We start from the raw sequence: 17,944 nt of genomic DNA, 5'->3' as shown, positions 1-17,944 counted from the left end.
AAAATCATTTATTCAATTTTGCTGACCTTTTAAGTCAGCTTTTCTCATTTTGAGGAGTCATCATGTCGCAGCGATCCCGAGTGCTGCCAGGATTTGGTCTTTCTCTAGGCTTTACCCTAGCGTATTTATCCTTAATTGTGCTCATCCCCCTTTCGGCCGTATTTATTAAATCTTTAGGTATCGGTTGGGATGGACTATGGGAGATTTTAAGCTCAGAACGTATTTTAAAATCGTTACAACTGAGTTTTAGTGCCGCCATTATTGCTGCGTTAGTTAATGTGGTTTTTGGTTTACTCTTAGCATGGTGCTTGGTTCGTTATACCTTCCCTGGTAAACGTATTGTCGATGCATTGGTTGATTTACCTTTTGCATTGCCAACTGCCGTTGCGGGTATTGCATTAACTTCGTTATATGCACCGACTGGTTGGATCGGTCAGTACCTTGAACCCATTGGCATTAAAGTCGCATATACCCCGATCGGTATTACCTTGGCCCTCATCTTTATTGGTATTCCTTTTGTGGTTCGTACTGTACAGCCTGTACTGAGCGACCTAGAAACTGAACTTGAAGAAGCAGCTTCGGCACTGGGCGCAAATCGCTTTCAGATCGTGACCAAAGTGATCTTACCTATTCTATTTCCTGCGCTGTTAACAGGTTTTGCTTTGGCCTTTGCACGCGGTGTGGGTGAGTATGGATCGGTGATTTTTATCGCAGGTAACCAACCCTTCAAAACTGAAATTGCGCCATTGATGATCATCTCTCGTCTTGAGGAATATGATTATGCAGGCGCGACCACGATTGCAGTCGTGATGCTGGTGATTTCTTTTGCCATTTTATTCTTAATTAACTTGGTTCAAGCATGGGCAAGTCGCCGTACAGGGAGAACTGCACGATGAATACGAATAGTAATGCGCTTGCGGAAAAATTACAGTCGCGTGATGCAACACGTGAACCAACGTGGGTACGCTATACACTGATAGTGATTGCATTGATTTTCTTTGCGAGCTGCCTGATTCTGCCATTGGTTTTGGTTTTCGTTGAGGCCTTTAAGCAAGGTGTTGGCGTTTACTTCCAAGCACTGGTTCATCCAGACACCTTATCTGCGGTGAAATTGACATTATTAACAGCTGTGATTGCCGTACCGTTAAACGTCGTTTTTGGTGTAGCTGCGGCATGGTCTGTTGCCAAGTTTAATTTCCGTGGTAAATCTATCTTAACCACGATTATTGATATGCCATTTTCAGTTTCTCCAGTTATTGCTGGCTTAATGTTGGTATTGATTTTTGGTACTCAAGGTTGGTTAGGCGGCTGGCTGATGGATAACGACATCAAAATTTTATATGCCGTTCCAGCCATCGTCCTTGCTACTGTGTTTATTACCGTTCCTTTTGTGGCACGTGAGTTGATTCCATTAATGGAAGCTCAAGGAACAGAGGAAGAAGAAGCAGCAATCGTATTGGGTGCTTCAGGCTGGCAGACATTCTGGAAAGTGACACTTCCAAATATCAAATGGGGCTTAATCTACGGCGTGATTCTCTGTAATGCACGTGCAATGGGTGAGTTTGGTGCTGTTTCTGTGGTTTCAGGTCACATTCGTGGCGAAACCAACACCTTACCGCTACACGTAGAAATCCTTTATAACGAATATACCTTTAGTGCTGCTTTTGCTGTGTCTTCACTATTAGCGCTCTTGGCGATTGTGACCCTGATTTTAAAAACATGGGTTGAACTACGTCAGGAACGACAAGACAAGCGTAAAGAAGATTCACAAGTTTCTTAAGGAATGACCTCATGAGTATTCAAGTAAAAAATATTGAAAAACACTTTGGTGCATTCCATGCACTTAAAAATATCTCTTTAGATTTCCCTGATGGTCAGCTCGTTGCGCTGCTTGGCCCATCTGGCTGTGGTAAAACTACCCTATTGCGTATCATTGCAGGTCTTGAATCTGCCGATGGCGGTCAAGTCATTCTAGAAGGTGAAGATGCCACTAAAGTTCACGTCCGTGAACGTGAAGTTGGTTTTGTATTCCAGCATTATGCACTGTTCCGCCATATGACCGTATTTGACAACATTGCTTTTGGTTTACGCGTACGCCCACGTGCAACACGTCCATCTGAAGCGGAAATCAAAAAACGGGTTACTCGTTTGCTTGATCTTGTTCAGCTTGGTTTCTTGGCTGACCGTTACCCAGCTCAGCTTTCAGGTGGTCAACGTCAACGTATTGCCTTAGCGCGTGCTTTAGCGGTTGAACCGCGTGTGTTATTACTGGATGAACCTTTTGGTGCATTGGATGCCAAAGTTCGTAAAGAATTACGCCGCTGGTTACGTACCTTACATGACGAACTCCACATCACCTCTATTTTCGTGACCCATGACCAAGAAGAAGCGCTTGAAGTGGCCGATCAAATCATTGTGATGAACAAAGGCAACGTAGAACAGATTGGCTCGCCACGTGAAGTTTATGAAAAACCTGCAACACCGTTTGTATTTGACTTTTTAGGTCAAGCCAACCGTTTTGAAGGTCAAAATAGCAATGGCCTTATTCAAATTGGTGAAGACCGAATTTTGTTGCCACAAAATGCCAATGCACCGCAAGGCAATGTCATTGCCTTTGCTCGTCCGGATGAACTGCGTATTCATGCACAGCCGCAAGAAAATGCCATTCAAGCGACTTTTGTACGTGAGCTTTGGATTGCAGGTAAAGTCATTGCTGAACTGCATGACCGTCAAGGTAATCTTATTGAAATTTCATTAACGGCAGATGAAGCGAAAGCCCATCAATTCCGCCCAAATCAAACGGTATGGTTAAGTGCAACAAACTTGCATTTATTTGAAAACCAAGTTGCATAAAACAAAAAGTTGGGGCCGTCACAAGCCCCACTTGCTTTTAAGGTAAAATAAAATTATGAATTTCCAACAATTAAGAATTATTCGAGAAACAGTACGTCAGAATTTTAATTTAACAGAAGCATCTGCTGCACTTTACACTTCGCAGTCAGGCGTGAGTAAACACATCAAAGATCTAGAAGATGAACTTGGTGTACAGCTGTTCATCCGTAAAGGTAAACGTTTACTCGGTTTAACCGAACCAGGCCAGTCATTATTGGGTATCGTTGAACGCATGCTTGTAGATGCAGACAATATTAAACGTCTAGCAGATGACTTCAACAAAGTAGATGAAGGGACATTGACGATTGCGACCACACATACGCAAGCACGTTATGTCTTGCCGCCGATTGTGAACCAATTTAAAAAAGAATTTCCAAAAGTTCATCTAATTTTGCAACAAGCAAGCCCTATTGAAATTACAGAAATGCTCCTTCAAGGTGAAGCGGATATCGGGATCGCAACCGAATCATTAACCAATGAAGATAACCTGGCAAGCGTGCCTTACTACAACTGGCAACACAGCATCATCACGCCTAAAGAGCACCCACTGACCCAAAAATCAAATATCACCATTGAAGATTTATCGAACTATCCAATTATTACCTATCACGGTGGTTTTACAGGTCGTTCAAAAATTGATAAAGCCTTTGAAGATTCAGGCTTTGATGTTGATATCGTGATGTCCGCACTTGATGCAGACGTTATTAAAACCTATGTTGAACTTAATATGGGAGTGGGTATTGTCAACGATGTGGCATATGACCCAGAACGTGATTACCGTTTAAAACAAATTCCTACCGATATTTTTGGTGTTAATACCACTTGGATTGCTGTTCGCAAAGGACATTTACTACGCGGTTATGGCTATGAGTTTATTTCTTTATGTTCACCAGATGCTGACATCAAAGCGTTGAAAAAAGTCGCTTACCCAGAAGAATGATAGGCCAATTGACGAATTAAAGAGGACACCTACTGTCCTCTTTTTTTGGTAAACACATATTTTATCTAAGTTTTCTTGGCTTTATTTTTAATTTTGATTAAAATACATCCAACACAATAAAAATTAAAACCTTATTACTTCCGACCCATATTTATGAAAAATCAATTCGTCGCAGTGGCAGTCGGTATCGTCTGTCCCATACAAATCATGTATGCAGCAGGGATAGAAAACTCAGATCAATCGATCTCGGCCTTTCTTGAACCCGGAAATTATACTGAAGTCAGTTTCGCTTACGTCGATGCTCAAGTGGACGGCAAAGTTCAAAACCAAGGTTTAATCAGTGAGTTGGGCATCACTGATTTTTCTACAGGGAATCTCGCCCATCAACAATTTTCTGGGAAATTGGCACTTAAAATTCAACCGCATAAAAATATTTCTGCGGGGGTGATTTATGAACAACCCTTTCATACCGATATCAGTTATCAATATAGTCCTCGATTACCAGATAGCTCAAATATCGATATTGAAAGCGCCGATATTAACTTTAGAACGCATAACCTAACTGGACTGGTAGGCTATCAACCCAATAATAATTGGAATATTTATAGCGGTTTAAGCCTACAAACATTTAAAGGTGATTTAAAAATTTCTGGGCAACAATATGCTGCTCTCAATGGCTACCATGCCGATTTTAAACAAGATGAAGCGCTTGGTTGGCTGCTCGGTTTAAGCTATCAAATCCCTGAATATGCTATTAAAACTGGCCTAACCTATCGTTCAAAAATCAAACATGAAAATAAGACCTCTGAATCAACTTTATATTCAAATGGTCCTTTTCAATTAGTACCAGACACCCATACCTCCATTCAAACGCCACAAAGCGTCAATTTTGAATTTCAAACAGCCATTAGCCCACACAATGTTGTATATGGCACAGTTCGGTGGATTAATTGGAAACATTTCAACATTCAGCCACCGCAGTTTAATGCCGTGCTTCAATACGCAGCACTCGATCCACAATACCGTGATTTAGCTGATATCCAATTGGTGGAATATCAGAAAGATCAATGGTCAGGAAAGTTAGGGATTGCACATCAATTGAATCCGAATTGGCTCGCTGCTGCAGAGTTTATTTGGGACAACGGGACAGGAAATGCGGCGTCTACCTTAAACCCAAGTGATGGCTATCGAGGTTTAGGTTTAGGTATGATGCATAAATTTAACCCGAACAATTTTCTAGCGACTGGCCTGTATTATATGAAACTCTCAAAACCATCGAATACTGAAACATCTCATATTTCAGGTCTTGCAAGTGTCTCAGACAATGATGCCATGATCTATGGTCTGAAATTTGGTCACAGATTTTAAACGCCTTCTAAAAACAAAAAAAACGAGCCGAAGCTCGTTTTTTTGTTTCAGTAAGAACTTACCAATGGTAGCTCACACCTACTTTACCTACTGGAAGCCATTGATATTTATCATCTTCACGGATTTTTTGCTCTTCTGCTCGTAAATCTGCAGATGCATTACCACCAGCAGCATTAACAAATGTACCAGATTTATCTAAGTCAACTGCTGGATTACCTGTGTAGTAAGCACCCACTTCACCAAAGACACCCCAGTTTTTATTTAATTTCGGCGCAAAACCCAAACCTACATACGGTGCAATATCATTTTCGTAAGACATGTTTCCGTTAACAGATCCGTTATACGAATAATTTGTACCATTGATTTTAATTGTGCCATCTTTAGAACGTTTAGTTAGATCATATTCGTTATCAATATAACCCACCCCTGCTGCAACGTATAAACCTTGTGCCCATGGATTTGCACTTGCTCCCCAAGGACGAATCTCAGCATTCAAATACGCAGTGCTATTTTCCATATCTAGATCGTACTTTGTACCATCAATAGAGACATCATCTGTCCACGAAATATCACCACCGTTATAACCTAATGCAAGGCCGACGTATGGGTTCGCAGTCCAAAGTAACGCACCACCATAACCAGTCGTACCCACTTCTAGACGAGCGCCAGTTGGGATAAGTTGGTTTTGATCAAATGCATAGCCATCATGAACTACAGAGGTATCTGCCATTGCAGTACCTGCAGCAGTAAGTAGAGCAGCTACTGTTAATAAACGTAATGATTTCATGTGTTTCTCCTCAAAATAAACTGTTATTCAGATTTTACAGACTTGTTATATGGCACATGTTAAAAGGAAACACAGCTCAACTTTTATGCAAATTTACTGATTTTTTGTTAACTTTTGATACATTTATATTTTAATATTGATTAATAAAGAGTTTTTTCTTCATTTTTTAAAAAGGATAAAGATGATTGGGACAATTTCTGTATATTTCGCGTAATTTATATACAAACTTTATAAAAATGCTACATCCATCACCTTTAGTTTTTTGCTTTTAGCGCTTGCTTAATAATTAATTCCGATCCTAGGACGATTTACCATCTATTTTTGACTCGATTTAGTGTAAAATCTTGGAAAATTTTTTTCTGGATGGAAGAACATGTCTCAGCTTTCAACAATCATTGAACAAGCGTTTGAAGACCGTGCTAATTTCACTGCAGCTGACTGTCCTGCTGAAGTACGTGCAGCAGTAGAAGAAGTGATCGCTGGCCTAGATAACGGTACATTACGTGTTGCTGAAAAAATTGATGGTGAATGGATTGTTCATCAATGGGTGAAAAAAGCCGTTTTGCTTTCATTCAAATTGAACGACAACAAACCAATGGAAGCTTGTGACTTACGCTTCTATGACAAAGTTGATACTAAGTTCTCTGACTGGACTGAAGAACAATTTAAAGCTGCAGGTGTACGTGTAGTACCACCTGCTGTAGCACGTAAAGGTTCTTTCCAAGCAAAAAATGTTGTATTGATGCCTTCATATGTCAATATTGGTGCATATGTTGACGAAGGTACTATGGTTGATACATGGGCAACCGTTGGTTCATGTGCTCAAATTGGTAAAAATGTTCACTTATCTGGTGGCGTTGGTATTGGTGGTGTTCTTGAACCACTTCAAGCGAATCCAACAATTATTGAAGACAATTGCTTTATCGGCGCGCGTTCTGAGATCGTTGAAGGTGTGATCGTAGAAGAAGGTTCTGTGATTTCAATGGGCGTATTCATTGGTCAATCGACTAAGATTTATGACCGTGAAACTGGCGAAATCCATTACGGCCGTGTTCCTGCTGGTTCTGTTGTGGTTTCTGGTAGCCTGCCGTCTAAATGCGGTAAATACAGCCTCTACGCGGCAGTAATCGTGAAAAAAGTTGACGCGAAAACTCGTGCGAAAACAAGCTTGAACGAATTATTACGCGAAGACTAAGTCTTTATTTCAGCGGAGCATTCGTGTTCCGTGGAGCTTCTATCGCTCCTCGTCTCTACGGTTAGCAATAATCGTAGAGATTTTTTGTTTTTTTATATCTGGTTAATTTTGTTATGAGTACCCTTCGATCTTCCGCTATTCCTGTTTCTGATCCGTCTGCGGGTTTACGTATTACGGAGATTTTTTATTCATTGCAAGGTGAAGCCAATACCGCAGGTTTGCCTACGGTCTTTATCCGCTTGACGGGCTGTCCGTTACGTTGCACTTATTGTGATACAACCTATTCGTTTGAAGGCGGTGAACGCCAATCATTAGAAGAAATTATTCAAACCACTTTAGATTTTAAAACTCCTTATATTTGCGTGACGGGTGGTGAGCCACTTGCTCAACCGAACGCCCTTCCCCTCATGACTCGTCTGGCCGATTTAGGCTGCGAAGTCTCTTTAGAAACTAGTGGTGCTTTAGATGTGTCTAAAGTTGACCCGCGTGTTTCAAAAGTTATGGATTTAAAAACCCCGACATCGGGCGAAGTTGCACGAAACTTGCTTAGCAACTTCGACCATTTAACGCCACATGATCAAATCAAATTTGTAATTTGTAATCGTGAAGACTATGAATGGTCAAAACAGCAAGTTGAGCGCTATAAGCTAAACGAAAAAGTCAACACCATTTGGTTCTCTCCGGCCTTTGCCGTTGAAAAAGGTGCTGTTCGTTTGCCTCAGCTTGCACGTGATTTAGCACAGTGGATTTTAGAAGACCATCTCCCTGTTCGCTTCCAATTGCAATTACATAAATTGCTTTGGAACGATGAAACTGGTCGTTAAGTTTTAAAGAATTATTTGGAGTAATGCATATGCGCCCTCGTGCCATAGTTTTATTGTCTGGCGGCTTAGACTCAACCACTTGTTTAGCTTGGGCTCAAGCGCGTTATGAATGTATCGCCTTGAGTTTTATGTATGGTCAACGTTCTACGACAGAACTAGATGCTGCTCGTGAGTTAACTAAGCAGGCTGGTGTAGAACATCGTGTCATTAATATCGATTTAGGTAACTTAGGTGGCTCTGCGTTAACTGACCATAGCATTGAAGTTCCTGATCATGAACAAGCCGGTATTCCTGTAACTTATGTACCAGCGCGTAACACGATTTTCTTGTCATATGCTTTAGCTGCGGCGGAAGTTTTTGGTGCAGAAGCAATTGTCATTGGTATTAATGCGGTTGATTACTCAGGCTATCCAGACTGCCGTCCAGAGTTTATCGAAGCCTTTGCCAACATGGCTCGCCTTGCAACTAAAGTTGGCGTTGAAGGAAAACCACTTAAATTTGAAACACCTCTGTTACATTTATCCAAAGCAAATATCATTCGCTTAGGTATAGAACATGGCGTAGACTACAGTCAAACGGTGTCTTGCTATCAAGCAGATGACCAAGGTCGTGCTTGCGGTAAATGCGATAGCTGCCGTCTTCGTAAACAAGGTTTCGTTGACGCAGGTGTTGAAGATCCGACACGTTACATACCGAAATAACAAGGTAGGGTTTATGAAAAATTTAAAATCAAACATTATTCTTTCTGCTGCTTTCTCTGCAGCTGCATTGTTTGCTTCAGTTGCACACGCTGACAACGACAAGCTTCAACAAGCATATAAGAGCACTAACGTAAAATCTTCGTTAATTAATGTTTGTAAAGAAGAAACTGGCAAAGGTAAAAAACTAACTGCCGCTGAAGTTAGCAAATACTGTACTTGTGCTGTTGAAGCAGATGGTCGTTTAACCAATGCTCAAAAATGGGAAATCCAAAGCACAATCAACCAGAAGAAAAGCCCTGCAACACTCGCTTTTGTTCAAAAACAAAATAAAGACCTTCAAGCATGTTTCGGTCCTCAGTTAACAGGTAAATTAAAAAATTTAACTGAAGAAGCAATGAAATCTGCTCAAGCGAAAAAATAATTTTCGTCTTAAAAAAGCCTGCAAATGCAGGCTTTTTTATTGCTTTAAGTTCAAAGTAAATTCTGTATGATGGTCATATTTCACATACTTTGTTTAAGCCCATTTAGGGATAAGACATGAAAAAGGAAATCTTCATGACTGAAATTAGCTTACCAAATCAAACCTTCCCAACCACCTCAGGTGAAGTCAACCTTGCAGAACTAAATAATGACTGGCTGATCATCTACTTCTACCCTAAAGATTCAACACAAGGTTGTACGACGCAAGCCATTGGGTTTTCATGCTTAAAAGATCAGTTTGATGCGCTTAATACACCAATCTACGGCATTTCTCGCGACTCGATTAAAGCCCATCAAAACTTCACTGAAAAGCAAAATCTAAGCATTGATTTAATCAGTGATAAAGAAGAAGTGCTATGTCAGCATTTCGATGTGATTAAAGAAAAAAATATGTATGGCAAAAAGGTTATGGGCATCGAACGCTCAACCTTTATTTTCCATCATGGCAAGCTGGTGAAAGAATATCGTAAAGTCAAAGCCGCAGGCCATGCAGAACAAGTCCTAGAAGATTTAAAAGCATTACAAGCAGCATAAAAGTAATGATTTGAGCCTGCTCCTATAGGAATGGGCTCAAACTTAATAAGAGCTTCTAACTAGCGCAATAATGAAATTGCAATTCCCCACATCACAACGCCAATAATAAAGTCTAAAACTTTCCATGCCTTTGCACTTTGGAAGAGCGGTAATAAATAGCGCGCGCCAAATCCGAGGACAAAGAAAAATACCCATGAAGCTGTAATTGCCCCAATCGCAAAATATACTGCTGTCGATTCAAACTTCGTGGAAATAGACCCAATCAGCACAACCGTATCGAGATACACATGTGGATTTAACCACGTTAAAGCCAAGCAAATCAGTATCAACTTCAATAGTTTGGTTTCATTCTTCTCACTGGGCGCTAAACTGCTCGAAGTTTTAAAGGCTTGCAGAAAATGCTGTACCCCATAAACTGCTAAAAACGTTGCGCCCAAATATTTCGCTGCATTGACAATTTCCGGATGACTTTCAACCAATTGGGAGAATCCGAGCACTCCCAATAAGATGAGTATCGAATCAGAAGCAGCACAAATAGCGCAGAGCCAAAAGACATACTGCTTTTTTAACCCTTGCTTGAGAATAAACGCATTTTGCGCACCAATCGCGATAATTAGGCTAAATCCAATTGCGAGCCCTTGCATATAACTGTGCAACATTTTTAACTACACTTTCAAAGCTTTAAATGAATGTTGCTATTATCCAAGCTTATTGCTAAAAATAAGTATTTATAAATAAATATCAATATAACTAAGTTTTTCTTAGTTTATAGAATTTCTAATGCTCATAGGTGACTCATGTTACAAAGCAAACATAGTGAAGCATTTCTTGCGGTTGCAGAAACAGGAAGCTTTGAACAAGCGGCACTGCGTTTAAATATTACGGCATCTGCGGTCACGCTCAGGCTACAAACCTTAGAAAAGAAATTAGGTCATGTGCTCATTGTGCGTGAACGGCCCTGCCGCCCAACACTCGCAGGCCAATCTTTATTGCATTATTTACAACACAGCAAATTACTAGAACATAATTTTCTGCAAAATCTAACAGGACAAACGGCGAATGCTTTCTATCAAGTCAATATTGCAACCAATGCTGACTCACTTGCGACATGGCTGCTTCCGCTACTCAAAGATCTCTTAATTGAAGAAAAAATCGTGATTCATTTTCAGGTCGATGATCAGTCACAAACACATCATTTATTAGAAGCAGGACTGGTCAATGCCTGTGTCACAACAGAATCAGAAGCCATGAAAGGCTGCGTCGCAGAATATCTGGGTGAAATGCATTATCGCTTTGTAGCAACCCCTGATTTTATACAAAGATGGTTCGGTCAAGGCGTGACGCGAAATGCGTTAAGGGCTGCGCCTGCACTGATTTTTAATGAGAAAGATGACCTACATACGCGATCGATTCAGAAAAATTTCGGACTCAATCCTTCACAATATCCACATCATTTCATTCCCTCTTCAACGGCATTTTTTGATGCCATTACGATGGGCTTGGGCTATGGATGGTTACCCGACTATCAAAGCAAAGACTTATTGGCAGAGGGAAAATTGATAGAGCTTTCAACAGAACTCAGTATTGATTTAGCCTTGTATTGGCATCACTGGAACCAACAATCTGTTCAATTACAAAAATTGACTGCTGTTGTGCTGCAACATGCCAAAGATCATATGTGTTAAACCCTGTAAGACTGCGGTTATTCAAGCCGCCATTGGCCTTTGAGCTGTATCAATACTTGCTCACCAACACCACCCAGTGCTTTACGCATACCAAAATCACTACGCTTAATGGTTGCCAAAGATTGAACATCCAACACTTTTGGATTTTGCGGATTTGGGGTGAGTGTGGTATCGAAGATCACAGGTTTAGTGATACCACGAATGGTGAGATCCCCTCGAATCATATACTTCGCATATGCCACTGGTTCGATTTGTTTACTGACAAACTTCACTTGCTTAAATTCAGCGGCATCAAAATATTCACTTCCCAAGATTAATCCCTTTAAGCTTGGGTTACTAAAACTAATGCTATCTACATCTAACAGTAAATGCGCTGAACCTTTATGTGGAATTTCAGGATCAAACTTAAGGTTCGACTGAACCTTATTAAAGCGCCCTTCTACAATAGACAGCCCCACAGATTTAATGCCAAAAGTGACCTGACTATTAGGCGTTAGCGTCCACTCAGCAGCATGTAGGGGCAATACGCAGCATAAAGCGAAGGCTCCCATATATTTTGCTAAGGTTCCGTGACGCAAATTCATGTTTTTCTCCTGAATAAAACACAACCTAAAATCACTACAATGTTTATTTTTTGCTCCATTGTAGTGCTAGAAATTTTAGCGTTTTTTTATAGCAGATTTGTTTTATCCTGAGTCATAAATTTGTGTTGAAGTTGTTTATAAATGTCTGTCTGTTGAAATTTTTGCAAAAATTCGACGGTACCTTGAGGAAAAGCATTATGCTGAATTTCACCACGAAAATACGCTTCACGTACTGGTGTCGCAGAAATCGCCCCTTCTAGACTATCCAGCTCAACCATTTTCCACTCGGGGAAGAATTTTAAATAATAAGAAGAATCATCTTTAAAATGCCCGATCAAACCGACTTTTGCATTCGTTTCAACTACATCATCTACCAAAGATTTGACTAACTTTTGCCATTTTTCATCGTTATATACATCAATCACATGCACAAACTTGATTCGCTTCTGATCTTGCTCTGAAAAACTTGAAAGGATCATCTGCTCACGTTCTACAGCCAAAAATGGATTTTTGATATTACGTTCATTTTGCGCCGAACCAAGCGCCAGAAGCACATATTGACTTTGTTGCAAGGCAATTTTAATGGTTTGCAGATGTGCTAAATGGAACGGCTGAAAACGCCCAATGAAAACCAAATAATCAAATGTATATTTCATATCAAATCAAACTTTTTATGAACTGAGCAGTTGTGCCACAGGCTGAAATATGCGACATAATGTTGAGCATAAAATCAAAACGAAACTTTTACGCAAGGATAGTACGATGACACTGAGCTGTATTCAACAACCCCATGAACATTTGAATGCGAATTTGGACAATGGCGTACTGACCTTAGCCATCAACCGACCTCAGGCGAAGAACGCGCTGTATACAGAACTATATCTGTGGATTGCAAAAGCATTAGATGAAGCTGATGAAGATACTTCAGTGCGTGTAGTTGTACTCCGTGGTCAAGATGCGGACTTCAGTGCGGGCAATGACATGCAAGATTTTATGAAATCTGCTGCTCAAAAAGGGCAAGCTCCAGCTTCTGAAGGCGCACCGTTCATTTTATTAAAATCTGCTGCTCAATTTTCTAAGCCGCTGATTGCTGCGGTTCGCGGTGTTGCCATTGGGATTGGTGTTACGATTCTGCTTCATTGCGATCTAGTCTACAGCGACAATACTGCCCTATTCCAAATTCCGTTTGTGAGCCTTGGTCTATCGCCTGAAGGTGCATCGAGCAAGCTATTGGTTCAACAAGCCGGCTACCATAAAGCGGCGGAATTACTGTTAACTGCTCAGAAGTTTGATAGTGCGACAGCGCTTTCAGCAAATTTGGTCAATAGCATTGAAGAAGATGCTTATGCGACAGCTGCGAAAAAAGCAGCACAGTTATCTGCACTTCCACTAGCGTCTTTGGTTCAATCAAAAGCATTAATGAAACATAATGTAGATGAAATCGTGGCATGGATTGACCATGAAGCTGAGATTTTCATGGATCGAGTAGGTTCTCCAGAAATGATGGAAGCTGTTGCAGCCTTTATGCAAAAACGCAAACCTGACTTCTCTCAGTTCAATTAATGTTTTAATGGAACGTAAAAAACCACTCATATTTGGGTGGTTTTTTTCATCTTAGCCCCAATCTATTTTCTAAATTTAAAAACTGGATGTTTCCACATGACTGCAGCATCACAAACTGAAACTAAACCTGAAAAGAAACGCTACTACGAGCCTGCGCCTGAAGGCATCGATATCGAGAATTTTAAAAAAATTGTACAAAGCCGTCGTTCTGTACGTAAGTTTACCGACAAGGCCATTCCAAACGATGTTTTAGATGAATGCTTAGACCTCGCCTTACTTGCACCCAATTCATCGAATTTACAACCGTGGACATTCTACGTCGTTCAAAACCCTACAAAGAAAAAATAATTAGTGAAAGCTTGCCTAGGGCAACTAGCTGCAAAAACTGCTGCTGAATTGATTGTCTGTGTCGCGCGTACCGACCGTGTAGATGAAATGGCTAAACGTAATATTTCCGAATTTCCATTCCCTGAAGCACCTGCAGCTGTGCAGAAGTATTACAAGTTCATTCCTTATAACTATAAGACAGGCTACTTCAACGCCCTAGGTAACTTTAAGAAAGTTGCTTTCAAAGTTGCACGTACACTGGATAAACAATTGCCTGTAACAGCATTTAATGAAGCAGATGCAAAACTTTGGGCGAGCAAAACCACAGCATTGGCTTGTGAAAACTTAGTTTTGGCTTTACGTGCCTATGGTTTTGACAGTTGTATGATGGAAGGTTTTGATGAACCTTTGGTGAAGAAGATTTTAAGATTAAATGCTCAGCAATACCCAGTGATGGTGATTGGTGCAGGTGAACGTGCTAAAGATGGTGTATTCTTCCCGCAGTATCGTTTTGACCGTGAGCTGTTTATTCAGAAGATATAATTTGCTTTCAAAAGAATAGTCACAACCGCAATTGACTGCATAACTTTAAATATTAGGTAAGTCCCGTCTCCCTTCGGGAAGAGGAGCATTCTTCGTAAGAAGATGAGGGGCATAATCTGATAAATCCTCTCCCTAACCCTCTCCTTTAAAAGGAGAGGGAACTTTCATTATGAATTAAAAACTTACATCCACCATTTGAATAAACTCAAATGCCGGCTCTTCATAAGGATGACTTACTTTTAAAGACCTTGCGACCTCACTCGCCTTCTCTTCAGGCACGATGGTTTCCACTCGCCATTCAGGGATAGACTCCAGCTGATCCAACTCACCAATAAAAGGATTTGCGCCTTTTACAGGTTTAAATTGCCCTGTACCTAACACCTGCCAAGCGCAGTGTTCATAGTTGCCTATACCGCCTGCTCCAGCTTCAAAAACAGCCAGTTTAGTCGACTCTAGGTGAGACTCAGGTACATAATAAATTAGTTTTAACATTGACTATTCCAGACGCTATTGTGCAGTCACATCATTTAAAGCACTGCAAATCATTTTCAATGCCGTATTATTCGATGCATGCGGATAGGTAACATATAAACCTAGTTTCGGTAATTCCATATCTGTTTGAATGACTTTGACCGAATCATTTAAAAACTTCAGTAAATATTCGGGCACAAAACTCAGCCCCATACCCATATTAATCAAATTTAAATGCTGCATGACATTGGTCACCCACAGCATGTGATCATGTTGTTGCTGATCAAAAGGAATCAAGGCATTTAAGGTATCGTAAAACACAGGAGAAGCATTTTGTTCACACATAATAATGGTGTGATTTTTTAACTCTTGAAGTTTTAAGATGCGATCTGATGGATGCAAATGCGCTGCACCGACTAGATAAATCTGCTCACTTAAAACCTGAATATTGGTGAAGTCGTCATGAATTAAGTGATGACGAGTAAAGCTAATATCCAATTCGGTATTTTTAAGTTTTTGGATTTGCTCTGTACACGTCAAGCTATGTAAATGAATTTTTAAATCAGGGATATGTTGTTTTAATTGCGCCAAAATACTCGGCATAATTTTCAATTCTGCGACATTTAAAAAGCCAATATGTATTTGATTATTTTTGGCTTGCGCCACGTGGCGAGCTGCAGCTACAGCTTGTTTGGCATTTTCTAGTGCTTGCTCGGAATATTTCAGAAAAGCCTGCCCTTCATCGGTCAGTAAAACTTTGCGAGCAGAACGTTCAAATAATTGCACCCCAACCTCTTGCTCTAAGTCTTTAATTTGCTGACTAAGCGATGGTTGTGCTGTAAATAGTTTTTCCGCTGCCTTGGTAAAGCTCTGTTCTTTCGCCACCGTCACAAAATAACGTAAATGTCGTAATTCCATTCGCTTCACTCCACATACTTACTACATCACCCGTGTCATGCAGTCAAAATACCAATAGATCTATAGTTTATATGAATATCCATTCTACTCGGAAAATCATTTGCCTAGACTGCGGACTATTCCAAGTTTGCGCTTCACATACACATGGAGTTTTGTATGACACAGCAATTCGATACCGATGTTCTGATTATTGGCACAGGGCCTGCGGGTTCTACTTTAGGTTTAGCCTTGGCAAATTATGGCATTCAGGTTCAGCTTTTTACCCAATTTAATTGGTTAGCCAATAGTCCTCGTGCCCATATTACCAACCAACGTGCGATGGAAGTGTTACGTGACTTAGGTATCGAAGAACAAGTTCTCGACATTGCCACACCTTGGGAACAAATGGGTGAAAGCCTCATTACCACAAGTCTTGTCGGTGAAGAAATTGCCCGTATGAGTGCTTGGGGAACGGGTGATGAACGTCATGGCGATTATATTAAAGGCAGTCCTTGTCCATTAGTCGATCTCATTCAGCCGAAAATGGAAGCCTTGTTGGTAAAAAATGCAGCAGAACGTGGTGCGATTTATAATTTTAATACTGAATATTTATCGCATGTACAAGATGAACATGGCGTAACAGCAACATTCCTTAACCGTATTACCCAAACTGAATTTAGCTTACGTGCCAAATATTTAATTGGTATGGATGGTACTCGTTCTAAAGTGCTTGAAGAGCTTGATTTACCCCTCGAAGGGATCATGGCTCGTGCAGGTACGGTATACGTGACTTTCAAAGCGGATCTTTCACAATATGTGAAAAACCGCCCTGCAATTTTGCAATGGATTGTTAACCCTGAAGCGAGCTTTGGTGATTTGGGCATGGGCTTACTCCGTGCTATTACACCTTGGAATGAATGGATTATGGGTTGGGGCTTTGATATTTCCAAAGGCGAACCGCAAGTGACCGAAGAACAAGTTCGGGCACGTTTAAATGCCTTTGTCGGTGCTGAAGTTGAAAATGTCGAAATTCAAAAACTGTCTTATTGGTATGTGAACCAAACATGGGCAACCGAATATTCAAAAGGGCGTGTATTCTGCGGTGGTGATGCGGTGCATCGTCATCCACCATCAAGTGGCTTAGGTTCAAATACCTGTATGCAAGATGCCTTTAACCTCGGTTGGAAATTGGCGTATGCCATCAAAGGTTGGGCTGCTCCAGCTCTACTTGAATCTTATACCACTGAGCGTGCGCCTGTCGGCAAGCAAATCGTGGCGCGTGCCAATCAATCTCGCTTTGACTATAAGCATCTCAAAGAGGTATTTGGCTTTGACCAAGGCATCACAACTCAAGCTCAAATGATGCAACGTATTTTTGCGGAAGATGAACAAGCTGCAGAAATTCGTCAAAAGCTATATCAAGCCTTAGAAATTAAAAACTTTGAGTTTAATGCCCAAGGTGTAGAGTTGAATCAGCGCTATACATCCAATGCCATGATTGCTGAATCTGAACCTGAGATCTTTGCCAAAGATCAACAGCTTTACTTGCAAGCAACCACGCGTCCGGGGGCTAAAGTTCCACATACTTGGATTATTGATGCCAAAGGCGATAAGCAATCAACGTTAGATATTACAGGGCATGGTCGTTTCACCCTACTGACAGGTCTTTCAGGCAAAGGTTGGAAATCTGCTGCTGAATCGTTGAATCTACCTTATTTAGATGTGATTCAAATTGGATCACGTGAATATCGTGACGTTTATGGGACATGGAATGCGAAATCTGAAATCCATGAATCAGGCGCTGTCTTAGTTCGTCCAGATGGTTATGTCGCTTGGCGATACCAAGACAGTACTAATGCTGCTTTTGATTATGAAAATACGTTGAAGGCGGTGTTAAAGCAGATCCAATTGGCTATTTAATCAAAAACCACCTTCGGGTGGTTTTATTAATTCAATATTTTAGGATTTTTCTTTCCAACAATGTTGTTTTTTTTCTACACCTAATTCAGCTTTATCTAACAACAATACTAGGGTCTGTTGACATTTGTTGATTAAAAAAATAGCGAGATAGTAAAATTAAATCGCCAAACCCAATTTTACACTCGCTATGCCTCGAACAATGCTAAATGATCAACACTGGTCCAAGTTACTTG

The 17,944-nt window shown here is 40.6% G+C and carries 19 protein-coding genes and 1 pseudogene; 14 read left to right on the top strand and 6 right to left on the bottom strand.

Annotated elements, in window-relative coordinates:
- Nucleotides 1-62: 62 nt before the first annotated feature.
- From cysT to FTU36_RS13265, 5 genes are all read left to right on the top strand, one after another.
- Entirely contained in the window at nt 63-896 is an 834-nt protein-coding gene (gene cysT / locus FTU36_RS13285) for a sulfate ABC transporter permease subunit CysT (protein ID WP_078190342.1), read from the top strand.
- Nucleotides 893-1,780 (top strand): sulfate ABC transporter permease subunit CysW, encoded by an 888-nt coding sequence (cysW, locus tag FTU36_RS13280; RefSeq protein ID WP_180118229.1) that lies wholly within the window; start codon nt 893-895, stop codon nt 1,778-1,780. Before cysT ends, cysW begins: the two co-directional genes overlap by 4 nt.
- Before the next feature lie 11 nt (nt 1,781-1,791).
- Nucleotides 1,792-2,853 (top strand): sulfate/molybdate ABC transporter ATP-binding protein, encoded by a 1,062-nt coding sequence (locus FTU36_RS13275; protein WP_078190344.1) that lies wholly within the window; start codon nt 1,792-1,794, stop codon nt 2,851-2,853.
- Between the two features lie 55 nt (nt 2,854-2,908).
- Nucleotides 2,909-3,832, top strand: coding sequence for a CysB family HTH-type transcriptional regulator (locus FTU36_RS13270; RefSeq protein ID WP_180118227.1), 924 nt, complete (start codon nt 2,909-2,911; stop codon nt 3,830-3,832).
- Between the two features lie 153 nt (nt 3,833-3,985).
- Complete coding sequence (locus FTU36_RS13265) at nt 3,986-5,200, top strand: OmpP1/FadL family transporter (protein WP_257224862.1); 1,215 nt, start codon at nt 3,986-3,988, stop codon at nt 5,198-5,200.
- Nucleotides 5,201-5,258: 58 nt separating this feature from the next.
- Here the strand turns inward: FTU36_RS13265 and carO are convergent, their stop codons facing one another.
- The gene (gene carO, locus FTU36_RS13260; protein ID WP_111883964.1) at nt 5,259-5,987 is read right to left on the bottom strand and encodes an ornithine uptake porin CarO; all 729 of its coding nucleotides are present in this window, start codon (nt 5,985-5,987) and stop codon (nt 5,259-5,261) included.
- A 373-nt stretch (nt 5,988-6,360) separates the two neighbouring features.
- Here carO and dapD point away from each other — a divergent pair, with 373 nt between their 5' ends.
- The 5 genes from dapD to FTU36_RS13235 all read left to right on the top strand — a co-directional run bounded on the left by dapD (nt 6,361) and on the right by FTU36_RS13235 (nt 9,721).
- Nucleotides 6,361-7,182 (top strand): 2,3,4,5-tetrahydropyridine-2,6-dicarboxylate N-succinyltransferase, encoded by an 822-nt coding sequence (gene dapD / locus FTU36_RS13255; RefSeq protein WP_078190347.1) that lies wholly within the window; start codon nt 6,361-6,363, stop codon nt 7,180-7,182.
- A gap of 113 nt (nt 7,183-7,295) precedes the next feature.
- The gene (queE, locus tag FTU36_RS13250) at nt 7,296-8,006 is read left to right on the top strand and encodes a 7-carboxy-7-deazaguanine synthase QueE (RefSeq protein ID WP_180114786.1); all 711 of its coding nucleotides are present in this window, start codon (nt 7,296-7,298) and stop codon (nt 8,004-8,006) included.
- 29 nt (nt 8,007-8,035) lie between these two features.
- Nucleotides 8,036-8,707, top strand: a complete 672-nt coding sequence (queC, locus tag FTU36_RS13245) for a 7-cyano-7-deazaguanine synthase QueC (RefSeq protein WP_078190349.1) — start codon at nt 8,036-8,038, stop codon at nt 8,705-8,707.
- A 13-nt stretch (nt 8,708-8,720) separates the two neighbouring features.
- Nucleotides 8,721-9,128, top strand: a complete 408-nt coding sequence (locus FTU36_RS13240; protein WP_078192024.1) for a hypothetical protein — start codon at nt 8,721-8,723, stop codon at nt 9,126-9,128.
- Nucleotides 9,129-9,262: 134 nt separating this feature from the next.
- The gene (locus tag FTU36_RS13235; protein ID WP_180118247.1) at nt 9,263-9,721 is read left to right on the top strand and encodes a peroxiredoxin; all 459 of its coding nucleotides are present in this window, start codon (nt 9,263-9,265) and stop codon (nt 9,719-9,721) included.
- Between the two features lie 59 nt (nt 9,722-9,780).
- On the opposite strand, the gene FTU36_RS13230 is transcribed toward FTU36_RS13235, so the two are convergent.
- On the bottom strand, nt 9,781-10,380 hold the full coding sequence (locus tag FTU36_RS13230; protein ID WP_180118225.1) for a LysE/ArgO family amino acid transporter: 600 nt from the start codon (nt 10,378-10,380) through the stop codon (nt 9,781-9,783).
- A gap of 138 nt (nt 10,381-10,518) precedes the next feature.
- On the opposite strand from FTU36_RS13230, the gene FTU36_RS13225 reads away from it, so the two are divergent.
- Nucleotides 10,519-11,406, top strand: coding sequence for a LysR family transcriptional regulator ArgP (locus FTU36_RS13225; protein WP_180118223.1), 888 nt, complete (start codon nt 10,519-10,521; stop codon nt 11,404-11,406).
- A gap of 17 nt (nt 11,407-11,423) precedes the next feature.
- Here the strand turns inward: FTU36_RS13225 and FTU36_RS13220 are convergent, their stop codons facing one another.
- Nucleotides 11,424-11,990 carry a YceI family protein gene (locus tag FTU36_RS13220; RefSeq protein ID WP_180003275.1) on the bottom strand — a complete coding sequence of 189 codons (567 nt, stop codon included), beginning with the start codon at nt 11,988-11,990 and terminating at the stop codon, nt 11,424-11,426.
- Nucleotides 11,991-12,076: 86 nt separating this feature from the next.
- A complete protein-coding gene (locus FTU36_RS13215) occupies nt 12,077-12,646 on the bottom strand; it encodes a nicotinate-nicotinamide nucleotide adenylyltransferase (protein WP_180026888.1) in 570 nt (189 codons plus the stop codon).
- A gap of 106 nt (nt 12,647-12,752) precedes the next feature.
- Here FTU36_RS13215 and FTU36_RS13210 point away from each other — a divergent pair, with 106 nt between their 5' ends.
- A complete protein-coding gene (locus FTU36_RS13210) occupies nt 12,753-13,553 on the top strand; it encodes an enoyl-CoA hydratase-related protein (RefSeq protein ID WP_180009958.1) in 801 nt (266 codons plus the stop codon).
- Nucleotides 13,554-13,649: 96 nt separating this feature from the next.
- A pseudogene (locus tag FTU36_RS13205) lies at nt 13,650-14,423 on the top strand (nitroreductase family protein).
- A gap of 174 nt (nt 14,424-14,597) precedes the next feature.
- Here FTU36_RS13205 and FTU36_RS13200 read toward each other — a convergent pair.
- The gene (locus FTU36_RS13200) at nt 14,598-14,915 is read right to left on the bottom strand and encodes an NGG1p interacting factor NIF3 (RefSeq protein ID WP_180109514.1); all 318 of its coding nucleotides are present in this window, start codon (nt 14,913-14,915) and stop codon (nt 14,598-14,600) included.
- A 15-nt stretch (nt 14,916-14,930) separates the two neighbouring features.
- The gene (locus FTU36_RS13195) at nt 14,931-15,812 is read right to left on the bottom strand and encodes a LysR family transcriptional regulator (protein WP_180118221.1); all 882 of its coding nucleotides are present in this window, start codon (nt 15,810-15,812) and stop codon (nt 14,931-14,933) included.
- A gap of 156 nt (nt 15,813-15,968) precedes the next feature.
- Between FTU36_RS13195 and FTU36_RS13190 the strand changes: the two genes are divergently transcribed.
- Nucleotides 15,969-17,711 carry an FAD-dependent monooxygenase gene (locus FTU36_RS13190; RefSeq protein ID WP_180118219.1) on the top strand — a complete coding sequence of 581 codons (1,743 nt, stop codon included), beginning with the start codon at nt 15,969-15,971 and terminating at the stop codon, nt 17,709-17,711.
- The last annotated feature ends 233 nt before the right edge of the window (nt 17,712-17,944 follow it).

This window comes from Acinetobacter sp. YH12096, from assembly GCF_013419215.1.
In the GTDB taxonomy this organism is placed as follows: domain Bacteria; phylum Pseudomonadota; class Gammaproteobacteria; order Pseudomonadales; family Moraxellaceae; genus Acinetobacter; species Acinetobacter amyesii.
This window is presented reverse-complemented; position numbering and strand designations above follow the sequence as displayed.